General features: G+C 65.2%; 13 protein-coding genes. 9 read left to right on the forward strand and 4 right to left on the reverse strand.

Features of this window, described 5'->3' with window-relative positions:
• The first annotated feature begins 9 nt into the window (after window positions 1-9).
• From JWS13_RS19620 to JWS13_RS19655, 8 genes are all read left to right on the forward strand, one after another.
• A complete protein-coding gene (locus tag JWS13_RS19620; protein ID WP_206007100.1) occupies window positions 10-300 on the forward strand; it encodes a EutN/CcmL family microcompartment protein in 291 nt (96 codons plus the stop codon).
• A gap of 71 nt (window positions 301-371) precedes the next feature.
• Window positions 372-695, forward strand: a complete 324-nt coding sequence (locus JWS13_RS19625; protein ID WP_052032891.1) for a BMC domain-containing protein — start codon at window positions 372-374, stop codon at window positions 693-695.
• Window positions 696-770: 75 nt separating this feature from the next.
• Window positions 771-2,147, forward strand: coding sequence for an aldehyde dehydrogenase family protein (locus JWS13_RS19630; protein WP_206007101.1), 1,377 nt, complete (start codon window positions 771-773; stop codon window positions 2,145-2,147).
• Window positions 2,147-2,956 carry an ethanolamine utilization protein EutJ gene (gene eutJ, locus JWS13_RS19635; protein ID WP_206007102.1) on the forward strand — a complete coding sequence of 270 codons (810 nt, stop codon included), beginning with the start codon at window positions 2,147-2,149 and terminating at the stop codon, window positions 2,954-2,956. The genes JWS13_RS19630 and eutJ overlap by 1 nt, the downstream gene beginning before the upstream one ends.
• Entirely contained in the window at window positions 2,953-3,588 is a 636-nt protein-coding gene (locus JWS13_RS19640; RefSeq protein WP_206007103.1) for a hypothetical protein, read from the forward strand. Before eutJ ends, JWS13_RS19640 begins: the two co-directional genes overlap by 4 nt.
• On the forward strand, window positions 3,585-4,925 hold the full coding sequence (locus JWS13_RS19645; protein ID WP_206007104.1) for a malate dehydrogenase: 1,341 nt from the start codon (window positions 3,585-3,587) through the stop codon (window positions 4,923-4,925). Before JWS13_RS19640 ends, JWS13_RS19645 begins: the two co-directional genes overlap by 4 nt.
• Entirely contained in the window at window positions 4,922-5,959 is a 1,038-nt protein-coding gene (locus tag JWS13_RS19650; RefSeq protein ID WP_206007105.1) for an alcohol dehydrogenase catalytic domain-containing protein, read from the forward strand. The genes JWS13_RS19645 and JWS13_RS19650 overlap by 4 nt, the downstream gene beginning before the upstream one ends.
• Before the next feature lie 27 nt (window positions 5,960-5,986).
• Complete coding sequence (locus JWS13_RS19655) at window positions 5,987-8,212, forward strand: helix-turn-helix domain-containing protein (protein ID WP_206007106.1); 2,226 nt, start codon at window positions 5,987-5,989, stop codon at window positions 8,210-8,212.
• Between the two features lie 111 nt (window positions 8,213-8,323).
• On the opposite strand, the gene JWS13_RS19660 is transcribed toward JWS13_RS19655, so the two are convergent.
• The 4 genes from JWS13_RS19660 to JWS13_RS19675 all read right to left on the reverse strand — a co-directional run bounded on the left by JWS13_RS19660 (window position 8,324) and on the right by JWS13_RS19675 (window position 13,445).
• Entirely contained in the window at window positions 8,324-10,831 is a 2,508-nt protein-coding gene (locus JWS13_RS19660) for a pyruvate, phosphate dikinase (protein WP_206007107.1), read from the reverse strand.
• A gap of 14 nt (window positions 10,832-10,845) precedes the next feature.
• Window positions 10,846-11,466 carry a hypothetical protein gene (locus JWS13_RS19665; RefSeq protein ID WP_206007108.1) on the reverse strand — a complete coding sequence of 207 codons (621 nt, stop codon included), beginning with the start codon at window positions 11,464-11,466 and terminating at the stop codon, window positions 10,846-10,848.
• Between the two features lie 82 nt (window positions 11,467-11,548).
• Window positions 11,549-12,985, reverse strand: coding sequence for a hypothetical protein (locus JWS13_RS19670; RefSeq protein WP_206007109.1), 1,437 nt, complete (start codon window positions 12,983-12,985; stop codon window positions 11,549-11,551).
• A 43-nt stretch (window positions 12,986-13,028) separates the two neighbouring features.
• The gene (locus tag JWS13_RS19675) at window positions 13,029-13,445 is read right to left on the reverse strand and encodes a PEP-utilizing enzyme (RefSeq protein ID WP_206007110.1); all 417 of its coding nucleotides are present in this window, start codon (window positions 13,443-13,445) and stop codon (window positions 13,029-13,031) included.
• 603 nt (window positions 13,446-14,048) lie between these two features.
• Here JWS13_RS19675 and JWS13_RS19680 point away from each other — a divergent pair.
• Complete coding sequence (locus tag JWS13_RS19680; RefSeq protein ID WP_241032248.1) at window positions 14,049-16,286, forward strand: ATP-binding protein; 2,238 nt, start codon at window positions 14,049-14,051, stop codon at window positions 16,284-16,286.
• The last annotated feature ends 320 nt before the right edge of the window (window positions 16,287-16,606 follow it).

Consider the following 16,606-nt stretch of genomic DNA (forward strand, 5'->3'; position numbering starts at 1 on the left):
CGGTCACCGGTGAGACTCGCACGTGTTGTCGGCCAGGTCGTGGCCACCGCCAAAGTCCCCGAACTCGGAGGCACGACGATTCTGGTGGTCGAGGATATTCACTCCTCCCCTAATGCGCCGCCGGCACACTCGTACGCCGCCGTGGACCTCGTCGGCGCCGGACAGGAAGAAGTCGTCCTCGTCGTGTCGGGGAGTGCAGCCCGCGTCGACGCAGCCACCGCAGGTGTCCCGGTCGACCAGGCGATCGTCGCGATCGCGGACACGGTCATCACCCACGGCGAGGTGACGTACTCGAAATGACGACCCAGACGCCCGTACCCCGCACGACACCCGCTGACCCAACCAGTCCCAACACCAATGGAGGAAACACCATGGCTACCACGCAGAACACCCTTCCCGCACGTGGCGCAGGCGCGCTCGGCCTCATCGAGACCAAAGGCCTCGTCGGCGCGATCGAGGCCGCCGACGCCATGGTCAAGGCGGCGAACGTGCAGCTTCTCGGGCACCGCGAAATCGGCGGCGGTCTGGTCACCGTGATGGTGCGCGGCGACGTCGGTGCGGTCAAGGCTGCCACCGATGCCGGTGCAGTCGCCGCCGGCAAGGCGGGTGAAGTGGTCTCCGTCCACGTCATCCCCCGCCCCCACGACGAGACCGAGGGTGTGCTGTCGAACCTCGCCCGCCCCAAGGGCGCGTGAGAGACGCACACCACCACAGCTCCGGGCGTAACCGGCGGCTACGCCCGGACACCAAGCCATGGAAGGTAAATGACCGTGACAGCAACGCTTGACGCGGACCTGGCTGCGCTGGCGGACGTTCGCGCGCAGGTCTCCGCAACGAAGAACGCGTTCGACGCCATCGAGGGCGCCGATCAGCAATGGCTCGACGAAATCGTGCGGGCAATGGCGAAGGCCGGCTACGCCGCCTCCGAAGAGCTCGCCCGAATGGCCGTCGACGAAACCGGCTACGGCGTCTACGAGAACAAGATCATCAAGAACCGGTTCAACACCGGGTTCGTCGCAGACTGGATGCTCGAACGCCGAGCCGTCGGAGTCTTGTGGGCCGACGAGCAGAACAAGGTCACCGCGGTCGGATCCCCGATGGGCGTGATCGCGGCGATCATCCCGGTCACGAATCCTACGGCGACCGTACTGTTCAAGAGCTTGGCAGCAGTCAAGGCCGGAAACGCAGTGGTCCACGCTCCCCATCCCCGTGCCGCACGCTGCTCTGCCCGCGCCGCCGAGATCATGGCGGAAGCCGCAGTGCGCGCCGGTGCCCCGGAGAATCTCATCTCCTGTCTGCAACAGCCGACCCTGGATGCAACCCGGGAACTGATGCGGCACCGCGACATACGACTGGTCCTCGCCACCGGCGGCCCGGCGATGGTCGCAGCGGCGTATTCGAGCGGCAAGCCGACCATCGCGGTCGGCGCCGGCAATGTTCCCGCCTTTGTCGATTCGACGGTCACCGACCTGGCCGAAACCGCGACGATGATCGTGACGTCGAAGGCCTTCGACAACGGCACCGCCTGTGTGGCCGAACAATCGGTGGTGATCGCGGAGCCCGTCGCCGACCGGATGGTCCAGGAGTTGGGGCGCGCCGGGGCAGCCTGGATGACCGCGGATCAGCAGGCGGCGCTGACCCGGACACTGTTCGACGAACGCGGCGGCCTCCGCGCGAACGCCGTCGGCCAATCCGCGATTCGGCTGGCCGAGATGTCGGGATTCACAGTCCCGTCGTCGACGAAGGTTCTCGCCGCGGAACTCGACGAGGTCGGCGATCACGTCCTGCTGTCACGGGAAATCCTCGGCCCGGTGCTGACCGTGTACCGAGAGCCGGACTACCAGGCGGGATGGCGGCGCTGCCGCGAGATTCTGGCCCTGGGCGGCGAAGGCCACACAGTCGCCGTTCACACATCCGACCCCAAGGTCGTTGCCAAGTTCGGTGAACTGCCCGCCGGGCGGATCGTCGTCAACACTCCTGCCCTGTTCGGCGGCATGGGCTACTCGACGAACGTCGACCCGTCCTTCCAGATCGGTACCGGCACCTGGAGTGGCTCGATCTGCTCGGACAACGTCACGCCGTTGCACCTGGTGAATATCAAACGGATCGCTCACGAAGCCAGGCCCTGGCGCGGAGTGTTCGACTGATGTCACCGCAAGAGGTCGCGCGGACCCTCGAGGAAGCGCATCAGCGCATCCGTTCGGCCCGAACGGATCACGAAGGCGATCTGCGCACCGGCATCGACCTCGGGACCGCGACCTGCGTGATCACCGTGGTCGATGCCGCAGGCATGCCGGTGTGGATCGACTTCGACCGGACCGCGGCAGTGCGTGACGGAGTAGTCGTCGACTTCGCCGCCGCCGCCGCGGCGGTGAGGAAGTTGAAGGCGACCGCCGAGCAGGAACTGGGCGTCGAACTACACAATGCCGCAACGGCATTCCCTCCGTGCATCGGCGAGGCCGACAGCCGCGCATGCCGATTCGTGCTCGAAGGCGCCGGCTTCGAGGAGGTCACCCTCGTCGACGAGGTCAGCGCCGCGAACAAGACACTCGAAGTCACCGACGGTGTCGTCATCGATGTCGGTGGAGGCTCGACCGGAGTCGGAGTCTTCCAGTCCGGAGAGCTCACAGCGCTCGACGACCGCCCCGGCGGCGGTCATCACCTGGACCTGATCCTGGCCGGCTCCCAAGGTCTCACGGTCGCGGAAGCGGAAGAACTGAAGCGCACCGGCGCCGACGACTATCTTGCGATCCTGCGACCGGGAATCGAACGGATCGGTTCCTCGATCCGTGATCTGACCCGAGGTGCCGAACACCTCGAACTTCATCTCGCCGGCGGCGCGCTGATGCTTCCCGGCGCCGACACCACCATCAGCAAATATCTGGGCCGCAGCGTGCGGGCTTACCCGCACGCACTGCTCATCACACCATTGGGAATCGCGAGGTACGCGTCATGACAGGCAAGGCAACACTCCGGACGTACGCATTCATCGATCGGATGCAGCCGCAGTGCGCGGCCCATATCGCCGCGACCAGCCCCGGCGATCCGCCCCTCGCCGGCATGTCCGAACTATTTATCGAGATGGCCCCGGGTAACGAGGTGTTCCGAGCGGCCGACATCGCCCTGAAGTCGTCCGGTGTCCGTCCCGCCATGCAGATCATCGAACGCGAATTCGGCCTGCTGGAAATTCACTCCGAACACCAGGCCGAGGTCCTCGCCGCCGGCGAGGCCCTCCTCGACGCGCTCGGCATGAAGGAAACCGACCGCATCAAGCCCGTCGTGGCCTCGACGCAGTTCATCACGAACGTGCACGGCTACCAGGCACAGCTGCTCAACAAGTGGCGTAAAGGCACCCTGCTGATGCCCGGTTCGAGCCTGTTCGTCATGGAGGTCGCCCCGGCGGCCTACGTGTCATTGGCCGCGAACGAAGCGGAAAAGGCGGCCGACATCGATGTGATCGAGATCCGCGCCGTCGGGCGGTTCGGACGGCTGTTCCTGGCCGGCAGTGAAAGTGAAGTCGCCACCGCCCGCGACGCCGCGGTCGCCGCACTCGAATCCCTCGAAGGAACCGAGGAGGTGCGGCGATGACCGTCTTCGGTGTCGATGCGGTCGAGGCAGCCACAGAGTCGACGGGTGCGGAACTGATTGTGGGACCGAAGGACATCGTGACCCCGCTGGCGCGTGAGCGTGCCCGCGAGCGAGGTGTCACCATCGTCGTCGGAAAGTCTCGTCCCGCCGACGGGTTCCCGACACCTCCGGCGGTCCCAAACGGACCGGCACCGGCGCAGGCGCACCGAGCGCCCGCCGTGGATTCCGCATTCCGCCGACCGCAGTCGAACGGATTTCAGGCGCCGCCCCCGCCGCTGCGGCCGCCCGCCCCAGCGTTGTATCGGAGGGGCGCGCCTCTGCACCCCACCGTCGCACCGGCGGTGCTACGCCATCCGCACGCAAGCTCCCCGGCTCGGCCGGTGAACACGAAATCCGTTCACCGCGTGGTGGTCGTCGGCGCCGGACACGTCGGCATGATCACCGCCATGAAGCTCGCCGAGGCGAACATCATCGAGGAAGTCGTACTCGTCGACATCGCGGACGGACTCGCGGCGGGCATCGCATTGGATCTGACGCACTCGACGGCGCTGCTGGGGTTCGACACCAAGGTTCGCGGGGTCACGCAGGTGGCCGACGCCGGTGTCGCGGACTACGTCGTCATCACCGCAGGAAGGGCCCGTCAGCCCGGCATGAGTCGCACCGATCTGGTGGAGGTGAACGCGGGCATCGTGGGCGGGCTCGCCCGTGAAGCAGCCGCCGTCTCCCCCGGCACCGTGTTGCTGATCGTGACGAATCCCTTGGACGAGATGACCCACCACGCGTGGCAGGCCTCCGGCCTCCCCGCCGAGCGTGTGATCGGCATGGCCGGCGTATTGGACAGCTCCCGTTTCCAGGCGCTCACCGGCTTGGCCGCCCGATCCGCACCCTCCGACGTCAGCGCACTGGCACTGGGTAGCCACGGTGACGAGATGGTCATCCCGCTCTCTCAGGCCCGAGTCGCCGGCAAAGCAATCGATCAGGCACTTCCGCAGGGCGAGGTCACCGCACTCGTCGACCGAGCGCGCAATTCCGGTGCCGAGGTCGTGGGTCTACTCAAGTCCGGGAGCGCGTTCTTCGCCCCCGGTGCCTCGGCCGCCCGGATGGTCCTGGCCATGGCCACCGATTCCGGCGAGGTCATCGCAGCCACGGTCCACGCTCGCGGCGAATACGGCATCCGCGAGGGCTATGTCGGATTGCCTGCCAAATTGGGCCGCGGTGGACTCCGTGAGATCGTCGAGCTTCCGCTCGCCGAGGACGAGCTCGCCGCGGTACGGACCGCTGCCACGCGGATCTCCGAACGCGTCGCGGATCTCCAGCAAGTGACCGCCGCCTCATGAAGGCCGTGGTGTTCGCCGATACCGGACGCGTCGAGGTCGCCCAGGTGTCCGACCCTTCCCTCCTCGACCCCACCGATGCATTGGTCAGGGTGCACCGCGCCGCAATCTGCGGGACGGACCTGCACACCATCGGCCACCCCGACGGGATGAGCCGCGGTGCGGTCCTCGGCCACGAGTTCGCCGGGACGATCCTCGAGGTCGGCACCGCGGTGCGCACCTTCACCCCCGGAGACCGGGTCAGCGGCGCAGACTTCACCGCATGCGGGCATTGCTGGTGGTGCCGGAGCGGAAACCACTGGGAGTGCGGAGAGCGTCAGTTCTTCGGTACCGGCGCCGCCTTCGGTCCGGCGCTCGACGGTGCTCAGGCCGAGATCGTGCGCGTCCCTCACGCCGATGTCGTCCTACACCCGATCGCAGACGGAGTGTCCTACGACAGCGCGCTGTTCTTCGGGGACATCTTGGCGACCGGGTACGCAGCCGTGCAGCGCTGCCAGATTTCACCGGGGGACACTGTCGCGGTCATCGGCGGTGGTCCGGTCGGGCAGATGGCCAGCCTCGCCGCTCAGGCTTGCTCGGCCGGCCCGGTAGTCCTGGTCGAGCCGGTCGAGAACCGCCGCACCATCGCACACGAGCACGGTGCCCTCGTCGCTGCTCCGGACGACGCCCGGAGGCTCGTCGATGCGGTCACCGACGGCCGTGGCGCCGACGTCGTCATCGAGGCGGTCGGCGGCCCGCGGGGGCTCGACACCGCATTCGGCCTGGTCCGCCGCCGCGGCACCGTCGTCTCGGTCGGCGTCCACCAGCAGCCGACCTGGCCCCTCCCGGTAGCCAAGGCGTTCGCCGAGGAACTGACCCTGCGATTTGCGATCGGCAACGCGATTCGAGACCGTGACCAGCTGTCCGGATTGGTGACCGCGGGGGCCATCGACCCGACGATCATCGTCGACAAACGGGTCGGGCTCGACGACGCACCCGCAGCATACGAAGCGATGGCTCAGCGTCGTACGCTGAAGGCAGTCATCGAAATGCCCTAGCGGCGGACTGGCGAGGCGGGTATGGACGTGGCAGGCACCACCGACGGCGACCGAATGGAGTCCTCCGCCGATCGGCTGTGCGCACTACTGGCAAGTCTGCTGCCGGAAAATCCGGTCGCCGCAGCTGAGGCTGTAGTCGAGGCCTGCGGCGACACCCGAGTCAGTGTCCTGCAGCGCCAGGACTTGGACTGGGTCGTCCTTGCCGGTGCGCAAGACTGCGCCGACCAATCCGAGCTTGCCGCGCTCGAATGCGGAGCGGGCGTGCTGCGTGCTCGCGCCGCCACCATCGGCGCATTCGCCGTCGTACTGGCGGAACCGTTCGATGAGCGCATCTCGTCGACGTTCGATGGACACACCGCGTCGACGCTCGATCGAAATCTACTCCAGCAGGTGTGCGTCTGGCTCGAGTTGACCGCGCGGGCGACCTCGTCGTCTGACGACCTGGCCGCACTCGTCGACGAGGCCGAGGTCATGCGGGGTGTCACCCACCAGATCCTCAGCGCCCGCGATCTCGACCAGGTGTTGCTGTCGATCACCAATCACACCCTGCGCATGTCCGAATCCGACATCTGCGGGGTTTTCCTGCGAGAAGGCGACGAACTGCGGATGCGCAGCTGCGCCGGCCACCGGGTCGTCGACACGGCACGGCTGCGGATGAAGCGTGGACAAGGCGTTGCAGGCCTGGTTTTCGAAACCGGGAAGGTCGCCAAAATCGACAGCTACTTGCAAGATTCGACGATCAGCTCGGATTTCATGTCGCTCGCCGAACAGGAAGCCACACGATCCGCTCTGGCCGTTCCGCTCGTCGTGCACGGCGACCTGATCGGTGTCCTCGAAGTGTGGCGGCGGCGGTATTCCTCGTTCACCGAACGGGACGTCCGCCGTCTTGTCGCGTTGGCGGACCTGGCTACCATCGCCATCGAGAACGGCCGGCTGTACGACGCCCAGCGAGCCACCGTCGACGAACTCGAATCCACCCGGATCTCCCTCGAACGGCAACTGAGCCTGCTCAACCGCTCCGCCACCCTGCAGCACTCCCTGATCGAAATCGTGCTTGCGAACACCGCAGTCACCAGTTCGGTGGCCCGCACCGTCGGCACCGACCTCGGGTGTGGTGTCGCCATCCTCTCTGCCACCGGGGAAGTCGAGGCCACCTACCCACGAACCCTCGACACCGCGATGCTCCTTCGGGACGTCCTGGGACGCCACGGCGCCCTCCCACACCGGGCCACCCGGCTGACCGCATCCGACGGCCGGACGATCTGGGCACACCCGGTGATCGCCGCGGAGAACCAGTACGGAGCGGTGTGTCTGGTGGGCGGAACCGAGGACGCCGACTTGATGGACGTTGCCTGCGGGCAGGCTGCGATGGTGTGCTCGCTGACCCAACTGCAACAGCGCGCCGCCAGCGCCGCCCGCGCCGAAGCTCTCGACCAGATCCTGTGGGACCTGATGGAAGGCACCGCCGAGCAACGTTCGGCCGCCCGCAGCCGCACCCACCAGATGGGGATCCGGCTGCGTGGCTACCACCGCATCTTCTACGGGGTCCTCGAGAACATGGACGCCCTCGCGGCCCAGGAGGGTTGGAACACGTCCTCCTCGGACGCGTTGCGCCGAAACATACTCAACGCAATTCGCGGCTGCACCCAGCCGACGCCACTGACGTTGACCAGCGTGCGAGGCAACTGGGTCGTGGCCTTGGCCCCGATCAAAGACCGCGAACGCTCTCGCGACCTACTCGACGCGCTGCACAAGATCACTACCCAGGCACACCCCGATCTGCAGATCTCGTGGGGTGTCAGCTCGGCGTGCAGCGATCCCACCGACTACCCGACCGCGTTCGGCGAGGCGAAGACCGCGCACGCTGCCTCGCGCCGGCTGGGGACGGTGTCGCTGTACGACGAACTCGGCATCGTCCGATTGCTGCTCGGCAGCAGCGACAACCCCGACCTGCAAGGCTTCATCAAAGAAGTGACCCAGCCGCTGATCGAGTACGACCAGCAGTCCGATGGATCACTGCTGAAAACGCTCCGCACATTCTTCGACGCGAACTGCTCGCAGAAGGATGCGGCAGAACGGTTGTTCGTACACCCCAAGACACTGGCATATCGCCTCGACCTGATCCGTAAGCTCACGAACTTGGATCTGTCCCGGCATTCGGATCGGATGAGGGCGGATCTGGCGCTGCGGTTACTGCAGGTCACTCGCGCGGTCAGCGACCTCGACGGCGATTCGCCGACCTTCGGCGTCTAGGAGGCGGCGCGCGTACCGCGCCGCCCTTTCTGCAATCTACGCGAAAAAGGGTGGTGTGCGGCGGGTTCCGATCAAAACCCGCCGCACACCACCCTTCCGAATGCGTGCGCCCTACGGTTGGTGCTCGCGTTGCCCCAGCGCCAGGATCGACGGCCGCACTTCGTCGCCGTCGACGGCGAACCGCACAAACCCTCGCTGCTGCAGTGAGCTGAGCAGTTCCACGGAAACCGGGCCCGTGAGCCGGATCCCGATCCTCCGGCCGGGATCCCGGGCGAGGACGTCGGCGACGGTGTCCACCAGGCCGCCGACCTGGTCGTCGATCTCGACACGCGGGTCCACGGTGGTCAGCCCCCGGCGAAGGTACGAATCGAGTGGTTCACTCGTCAGCAGGTGTCGCGCCGAGATGCCGGCGACCGCCGCCTGCAGAACTCGAAGCTCGATCCACACGACGTCGCAGTGAGTGGTGATGTCGTCGATCGACGCGACACCACGGGGGCTGGTCAGGTAGGCCCCGACCTCGACTCGCGCGGCACCGGGAAGGGTGTCGCGGAGCTTGCGTAGCGCGGCAATCTCCCTGCTGTCGGAGATCTTGCGGACCGTGAAGTGCACCGTCAGGTCCGTCGTCACCTCCTGCAGGGCCGCGGCGATCCCGCGTAGCTGCGCGCCGAGAATCTCCTCCGAACCCAACGGCAAGGCCAGTTCCGGATGCGCGATGAAGAGTTCGGCGGTACGGAGCAGTTCGCTGGATTCGTCGGCGTGGAAGTCGATCGCCCGGACCCCGAACTCGGTGACCGTCGACTCGGCGAACAGCTTCCCGAACTCGGTCGCGACCGCACGTTCGAGGGCGGCGCTGGCGTCGCTGATCTCCCCCTCACGCAGGGTCGTGACGATGCCGTCGAGGTGACCGGTTGTGGCGAGGACGTCGTCGATACCGGCGACCAGCCCGGCGGCGCCACGCGCAGGCGCCTGCCCTGCCTGCTCAGGTGTCGTCGATCGGGCGAAGATCTGCGCGCCGGACCGTTCGCGTGCCAGTTCGAGCAGGCCGGTCAACCGCTCGTCTTCGGCGGCGGGTTCGCTCAGTGCGATCTCACCGAGGATCACCTCGCCGGTGGTTCCGTCCAACGAGACGACGTCACCGGTGACCAGTGTCTGTCCGGCCACCTGCATCGTCCCTGCGGCCGGGTCGATGTCCAAGGCGCCGCACCCGACTACACAGGTCGTTCCGAGCGCACGGGCAACCACCGCGGCGTGACTGGTCGAGCCACCGGTGGCGGTGAGGATGCCGTCCGCCGCGATCATCCCGTGCAAGTCGGTCGGGCTGGTGACCGGCCGAGCGAGGATGACCGTCACACCTTCCTTGACCGCCTCCTGCGCGGCATCGGAATCGAAGTACAACGCACCGACCACATGCCCCGGCGCCGCACCGACACCGGTGGCGAGCACGCGTCCGTCGTCTCGGGCCCGCGCATAGTCGTCCGGGTCGAATCCTGGACGCTGCACCTGCCGGATCTGGTCCAGCGACACCGTCGACAGCGCTCCGGCGGTGGTGACGACCCGCTCGGACAGAAGGTCCGCCGCGATGCGGATCGCGGCCTGCGCCGTCCGCTTGGCGCTTCGCACCTGCAGCATGTACAAGATGCCCCGTTCGACGGTGAACTCGATGTCGAGGACGTCACCACGTCGACTCTCGAGCTCGGCGCAGGTGCTCTCGAGCTCGGTGTAGACGTGCGGCAGTCGATCGCGGAGGGCTGTGACCGGGTCCGGCGTGCGGGTGCCTGCGACTACGTCCTCGCCCTGGCTGGCGGCGAGGAACTCTCCGAACAGTCCGGGTTCCCCGGTGACCGGGTTGCGGGTGAAAACGACACCCGATCCCGAGTCGAGGTCGAGGTTGCCGAAAACCATCGACTGCACGACCACCGCGGTGCCGAGATCGTTCGGGATCTTGTGAACTTCGCGGTACTTCACGGCACGCCGGGTGTTCCACGATCGGAAGACGGCCTCGACCGCGCCGACGAGCTGAGCACGCGGATCGTCGGGGACTTCTTCGTCGAGTTCGTCACGCAGAAGCGCCTGGCAGTGCTCCCACACCTTGTCGTACACCGGCCCCGGCTGCGAGGTGGCGGTGACCCCGTCGATCAGGGAGTCGAGATCCTCACGATCCGGCGTTTCGAGTGCACCGAGAACGGTTTCGGCGTACATGCCGTGGAAGCGGAACAGCACGTCCGCCATGAAGCGAGTATCACCGGTGACGTCGGCGAGCGCGATCGCTGCGTCCCGCCCGAGGCCGAGGTTCAGTACGGTGTCCATCATCCCCGGCATGGACACCGGCGCACCCGAGCGAACCGACAGCAGCAGCGGAAAGGGCCCACCGCCGAACGTCTTACCTGCCGTGGCTTCGAGTTCGCTCAACCGAACGTGGATTTCGTCGACCAGTTCCGGCGTCATCGCGCCGTGTTCGAGATATTCGTGACAGGCCGACGTGGAGATGACGTACCCAGCCGGCACGTTCAGGCCTTCCTGAGTCATTTCGACGAGGCCGTAACCCTTGCCGCCCAGTATATTCCGGTCGATCGTCCCCGGTTCGCCGAAAGCGCGAGTCATTTCGGTCGTAACAGTCACAGAGCTCACCTTGTTCACTCCTTACGCGCGCGACCGAGCGTGCGCAGCAAGTCTTCGTGGAATTCGAACCAGACGTTGTGCACGGAGTCCTTCGTCGGATCGGACACGAAGGCGATGTCGCCGGCATCGACCTTTTCCAGAGACCGCTCGAATCGGCCGACATAGGTACGGAACCGAGCGTCCTTCTCGCTGAGCGCTTCGAGCAGACCCTCCAGCCGGGACACGAGGCGCTCGATCGTGGAAATCACTTTGGCGTCGTACGCAGAATCGCTGTGGTCGTTCGCAAGCTTGCGGCCTCCGACCTCGATTTGCTGCCACGCGGACATCGTGCGCAGAAAGCGGGAGTTGACGTCCTCGAATTTGTCGGCGACCTGCAATACCGACGGATCATCGCGGATCGGACCGTAGATCGCAGCGGCCGAATCGACCAACACAGGTCCCGAGGCGTCTGTGGGTAGTGCGGTCTCACCCATCAGGGCCAGGAGATCGCTGTGGGCGAGTTCGGCGAAGATCTCACGCACCTGATCGGTGCCCAGGTCGACGATCTCGGAAACGGCCGCCGCGGTCGCCATCTTCTTCAGTGCCACGGCGTTGAGAACGTCGTAGAGACGTTTGTCGAGCAGTGTTTGTGTCATGTGGTCATTCCCAATGATCGAATGGGGGCGACGGCGGGCAGGCATCTGCGCCGTCCGTCGCCCCCGTGTCTGGTCGGTGTGCTTACAGCCAGCGGTACTTCGACCGGCGCAGATCGGCGCCTTCCCCGAACGGGAGGTAGCCCTGCCCGGAGAAGATCTTCTGCGGAACGACTTCCTGCGCGAAGCCACGCTTGTTGATGTCGTAGTAGTAGTTCGAGACGCGCTGATCGATTTCCCACAACTGGTACTCGTTGCAGGCCTTTTCGTAAGTTCCTGCCTTGCGCAGGTACGGAAGGATCATGTCCACGTAGTACACGTACTGACCGGCCCAGATGAGGTCCCGCCGGCACATGCGAGAGACCTTGCGGTACATCTTGAGCGTGGCGTCCTGAATCCTCGGGAGCTCGGCGCCCAGGTCGTCGATCGCGATGGTGCGGACCTCGGACATCGGGGTGTCGTGCTTCTCTCGGGCGAACACTGCACCGCCGACGATGGCGGGAATGTAGTTCTTCGGCCGGGTGAAGGTGGTGGAGATGTCGTTGACCCGAATCTCCTGTAGCCCCATCTTCTCGGGGTCGATGACAATGGCAACCGTGTAGGCGTGCGGGAGCTTCGCGTCGTCGCAGACATCGCTCCAGTGGAAGATCGGCTCGTTCACGAACAGGTCGCGCAGGATCAGCAGGTTGCCGTTCGGCAACTCGTACGGCCCGGTGTCGCCGAGGCCGAGGCGGCAGTCCATGTGGTCGAGGAAGGACAGCAATTCGGCGGCCGCGTTGAAGCGGGTGAAGGAATTGTGCCTGGGGCTTTCCGGCTCGAGGTCTTCGATCTGGTCGATGATTCCCTGCAGGAAATCCGGCTCGTGGATCTGGCAACGGTAGCGGTCCTGCGAGTTGAGGATGTAACCATCCTGGCGCTTGCCGAACTCGATCCGCTGCATGAACTTGAGGAGTTCGTTGCTCTCCTCGATGTAGTCGTCGGGCCCGATCGCCTCGAGCGCGAGCAGACCGCAGCGGCCCATGCCGAAGCCGACGGCACCGATCGACCAGTCGTGCACTGCGTTGACCTTGGTGCCGATCTCCCGCCTGGCCGAGGCACCGATGTCGAGGATGCCCTGCGAACCGACCTCGTCGGTGGTCATGCGCAGGATCTCGGGCCAGCGGTAGAACTGGTGCATGAACGCGAGGATCTCGTATTCCTGACGGGGGATCATCCCCGAGACGCCCTCGGTGGCACGCATGACCAGCACATCCCAGATGTTCCAGGCCAGGTAGTTGTTGAGGTCGTTCAGTTCGTCGAGGGTGAACTGGTCGGCCAGGACGTCGTCCTTGGTGACCTTCTCGAGGACCTTGCTCTTGGCGCGCTGCTTCTGCACCTTGTCGCCGAGGATGCCGTCACGCATCGGTTCCTGTCCGACGAAGTTGCCTTCGAAGACCAATTCCTGGAACCGGAGACCGTCGTCGACGGGCTCGTAGCGCTGCTTGTAGGTGGAACGGAGACCGGGTGTCATTTCGATGCTCATGTGGGTGGACCTCTCTGCCGATGGGAGTGTGGCCGGAAGGGGGTCAGCCGATGAGGCTGACACGTCCTACCTCTGCGTCGTCACAGTTCAGCTGAACGGTCTTCCCGATCAGGCTTTGCGCGATCTCGTCGAAGTGCGAGTCGTCGGTGTTACCGACGACGTAGCGAGAATCGCTTTCGGTCAGGTACGCAGTCATCACGCAGGGGATCTGGAACTCGCGGGAGAGGATGCCGAGGTGGGACTCGGGAGCGCCCGACATGGTGATGACGCCGAGTGCACCCATGGTCAACGCCGGCGTGAGGAAGGTCGTCGTGCCACCGCGCACGAGCAAGATGTATTCCTGCAACTTGCCCGACTGCACGACATCGATCACGTCTTGGGGCGAGCCCAGGTACTTGACTTCACCCTGCGGGGTCTTCTGGGTCTCGAAGGCGTTGAATCCTTCGGCTACAACCTGCATTGATACTCCTCATGTTCATCGTATCGAGGTGTATTGCCTCGAACACATTCAACTTCTCGTGTTGCACCTATCACACTGCAGGTGGCGGTGTGACGTCCGCACGGTCTTCGCAGATAGTGTTTACCGCTCGCACTATCCCTTACAGACAATGTCCTCCTGTGCAGCTTCCACGTCGATATCCCGCAGTCGCAGCGTGTGAGACCGTCCTCCGACCGCGAACGAGCGCGACGTCCGAGTGGGCACCGATGACACGTTTCGTTTCCGCCGTTTCTCCGAGGACGCCCTCGAGGGGTATCGCCGGGTTGCATACCGGCGACGTGAGGACGGTGACCGTTCTACCGTCCGCATGGTGACGGGGTCGTCATCTCCTGGAGAGCAAACCCTCGCCGTGTTCTATCCCCTGACGGACTGGCCGCGCTCCGGGAACCGGAGCATTGTGGCCGGTACATCGCTCGATTCCTCGACGACCCCGTAGAAGCTGGTCATGGCATGGAAACCTGCATTCGAACCACACCGGGTGAGCTGTCCACGGACACTCATCGCCCCCGGCCGGCAGGCAACCTGCCCTCCGACCTGACGACCTTCGTCGGACGCAGACATGACGTGGCCACTACGAAGCGCCTCCTCGCAAATTCGCGGCTGGTCACCCTGGCAGGAATCGGCGGGGTCGGAAAGACACGCCTCGCACTCAGGATCGCCGCCGAAGCTCGTCGAGCATTTGCCGACGGCGTCTGGCTGGTCGAACTCGGCGAAGTCGCCGACGCAGACCTTCTCGTCGACACCGTGGCTTCCACTCTCGGAATCCACCAACGAGCCGATGCACAGGGACTCCACGGCATCATCGAACATCTCCAGTCGCGCAAGTGCATGATCGTGCTCGACAACTGCGAACATGTCGTCGAGGCCGCCGCCGACGTCGCCCGGGCCTTACTCGAGTCCTGCCCCGAACTGCACATACTTGCGACCAGCCGCGAACCCCTGCGGATCGGCGGTGAAACAGTCCAGCGGATACCACCCCTCAGCATCCCCGACTCGCACACACCACTGTCGATGCAGTCGATGAGCCGATACGACGCCGTGACGCTCTTCGTTGACCGTGCGGCCACCGCGGTTCCCGGATTCAGACTCACAGAGGACAATTGGGGGCAGATCGCTCGCATCTGCAATCAACTCGACGGGTTGCCACTCGCGATCGAACTGTCCGCCGTCCGACTACGCGCGATCTCGATCGACCAGATGCACGACAAACTGGTGAACCGCTACGAGTTGCTCACCCGAGGCCGCCGATGCGCACCGCCCCGCCAGCAGTCCCTCCGACTCTGTATCGATTGGACCCACGACCTCTGCACCTCGCAGGAGCGCCTGCTCTGGTCACACCTGTCAGTGTTCGCCGGAAGCTTCGAATTGGAGGCCGCCGAGGCCATCTGCTCCGACGCGCTCGCCCCCGGGAGCGTGCTGGATACCGTCGCATCCCTCGTCGACAAGTCGGTCCTGATTCGTGAGGGGGATGGTCCTACCGTCCGCTTCCGCCTGCTTGAAACATTGCGCGAGTACGGCCGAGAAATGCTGCACGACAACGAAGACGTCACCGCGCTTCGACATCGGCACAGCGACTGGTACCGGAAGTTGGCACGCCGGGCGGAGTCCGAATGGATCAGCCCACATCAGCTGACGTGGATCGCCCGGCTGGATCGCGAACAACCAAACCTCCGCGAGGCACTGCAATTCCGCATCTCACAGAGCGAATCAGATTCGATCGACTTTGCCGCATCGCTCTACCCCTTCTGGTTCTCGCGCGGTCTGCTCAGCGAGGGGCGACGATGGCTCGACCTCGCGTTGACCACCGACGACGGGCGCCACCCCGCCGACCGTGTGAAGGCCTTGTGTGCTCAGAGTGTGCTCGCTGACCGTCAGGGCGACCTCGAGGCCGGAGCACAACTGCTGACGGAAGCGGTCGTATCGACCGATCGAGCCGACGACGACGAGATCAGTCAGGCACGGCTGTGCCACGCGCAAGGAATGCACTCGCTCTACGCGGGCGAAATAGGTTCGGCTGCGACATCGCTGGCCGAAGCTCTCGTCCTTCTACCCGACCATCAACTGCCCTATCTCCGGATCGTGAGCCTCCAGGGACTTGGACTCGCCAGCGGGCTCCTGGGCGACACTGCACGTGCGATCGCCAGTAACGAAGAGGCACTCGCCTTCAGTACCGAACTCGGAGAATCCGTCTACCGGGCCCGATCCTTCTGGGTCCTGGGACTGCAAGTGTGGCACCTCGGCAACAGCGACCGAGCGAAGGGGCTCCTCGATCAAGGGCTGCTGTCGGCCCGCGTCGTGGACGATCCGCTCAGTACAGCATGGTGTCTCGAGGCCCTGGCTTGGATCGCAGCGAAGGACGACCGAGCCGAGCGCGCCGCACAGCTCATGGGTGCAGCCGAAGCACTTTGGCAGAGCGTCGGCAGTGCACCTGTTCACATTCCGGGCCTACATATCTATCACGACGAATGTGCACGTCAAGCTCGCGGAGTGCTGTGCGGAGGGACTTTCGACGCCGCATTCCGGGCCGGAAGCCGCATGACCCTCGCGGAAGCTTCAGCACTCGGCCTCGGTGACGACATGCCAGTGCGCCCGACCGACTCCGATTCGGACGCACCGACTCTGACCAAGCGAGAGAAGCAAGTCGCCGACCTCGTCGCCGAAGGCCTCACCAACAGGAGCATTGCTGCCAAGCTGGTCATCGCCGACCGCACAGCGCAGGGGCACGTGGAACACATCCTCACCAAGCTGAACTTCACCTCACGTGCCCAGATCGCCGCGTGGGTGGCAGAGCGCAAACGATGACGTCGCACACCTCATCCGCCGGCGTGAAAAATAGGGATGCGCACTATCTCCCAACGCAATGCGCCCATACAGTTCACAGTCGTACGGTCGTCTACAGCGGTCCGAGGGTGGTGACCGATGGCGCGCACAGCTCATGCCGTAGTCGCCGTGGCTGTCGGAAGTAGGGGCAACAATGACGGAAACACTCGAAGGACATCTTACGGACACCCGTGAAGACGACCTCATGGTGCAGTTCTTCCGACGCTGGTCCGCATTCGGAGGCGGACCGGCGGAAGACATCCTGGTCACCTTCGGAATCTCCAAAAGGGAGTACATGGGGC

Origin of the sequence: Rhodococcus pseudokoreensis (assembly GCF_017068395.1) — a bacterium.
Classification (GTDB): domain Bacteria; phylum Actinomycetota; class Actinomycetes; order Mycobacteriales; family Mycobacteriaceae; genus Rhodococcus_F; species Rhodococcus_F pseudokoreensis.

Bases quoted from the DNA above. Each gene is read 5' to 3' on its own strand.
- JWS13_RS19625 (WP_052032891.1), top strand. From the start codon at position 372: ATGGCTACCACGCAGAACACCCTTCCCGCACGTGGCGCAGGCGCGCTC.
- eutJ (WP_206007102.1), top strand. From the start codon at position 2,147: ATGTCACCGCAAGAGGTCGCGCGGACCCTCGAGGAAGCGCATCAGCGC.
- JWS13_RS19640 (WP_206007103.1), top strand. From the start codon at position 2,953: ATGACAGGCAAGGCAACACTCCGGACGTACGCATTCATCGATCGGATG.
- JWS13_RS19645 (WP_206007104.1), top strand. From the start codon at position 3,585: ATGACCGTCTTCGGTGTCGATGCGGTCGAGGCAGCCACAGAGTCGACG.
- JWS13_RS19650 (WP_206007105.1), top strand. From the start codon at position 4,922: ATGAAGGCCGTGGTGTTCGCCGATACCGGACGCGTCGAGGTCGCCCAG.
- JWS13_RS19665 (WP_206007108.1), bottom strand. From the start codon at position 11,466: ATGACACAAACACTGCTCGACAAACGTCTCTACGACGTTCTCAACGCC.
- JWS13_RS19670 (WP_206007109.1), bottom strand. From the start codon at position 12,985: ATGAGCATCGAAATGACACCCGGTCTCCGTTCCACCTACAAGCAGCGC.
- JWS13_RS19675 (WP_206007110.1), bottom strand. From the start codon at position 13,445: ATGCAGGTTGTAGCCGAAGGATTCAACGCCTTCGAGACCCAGAAGACC.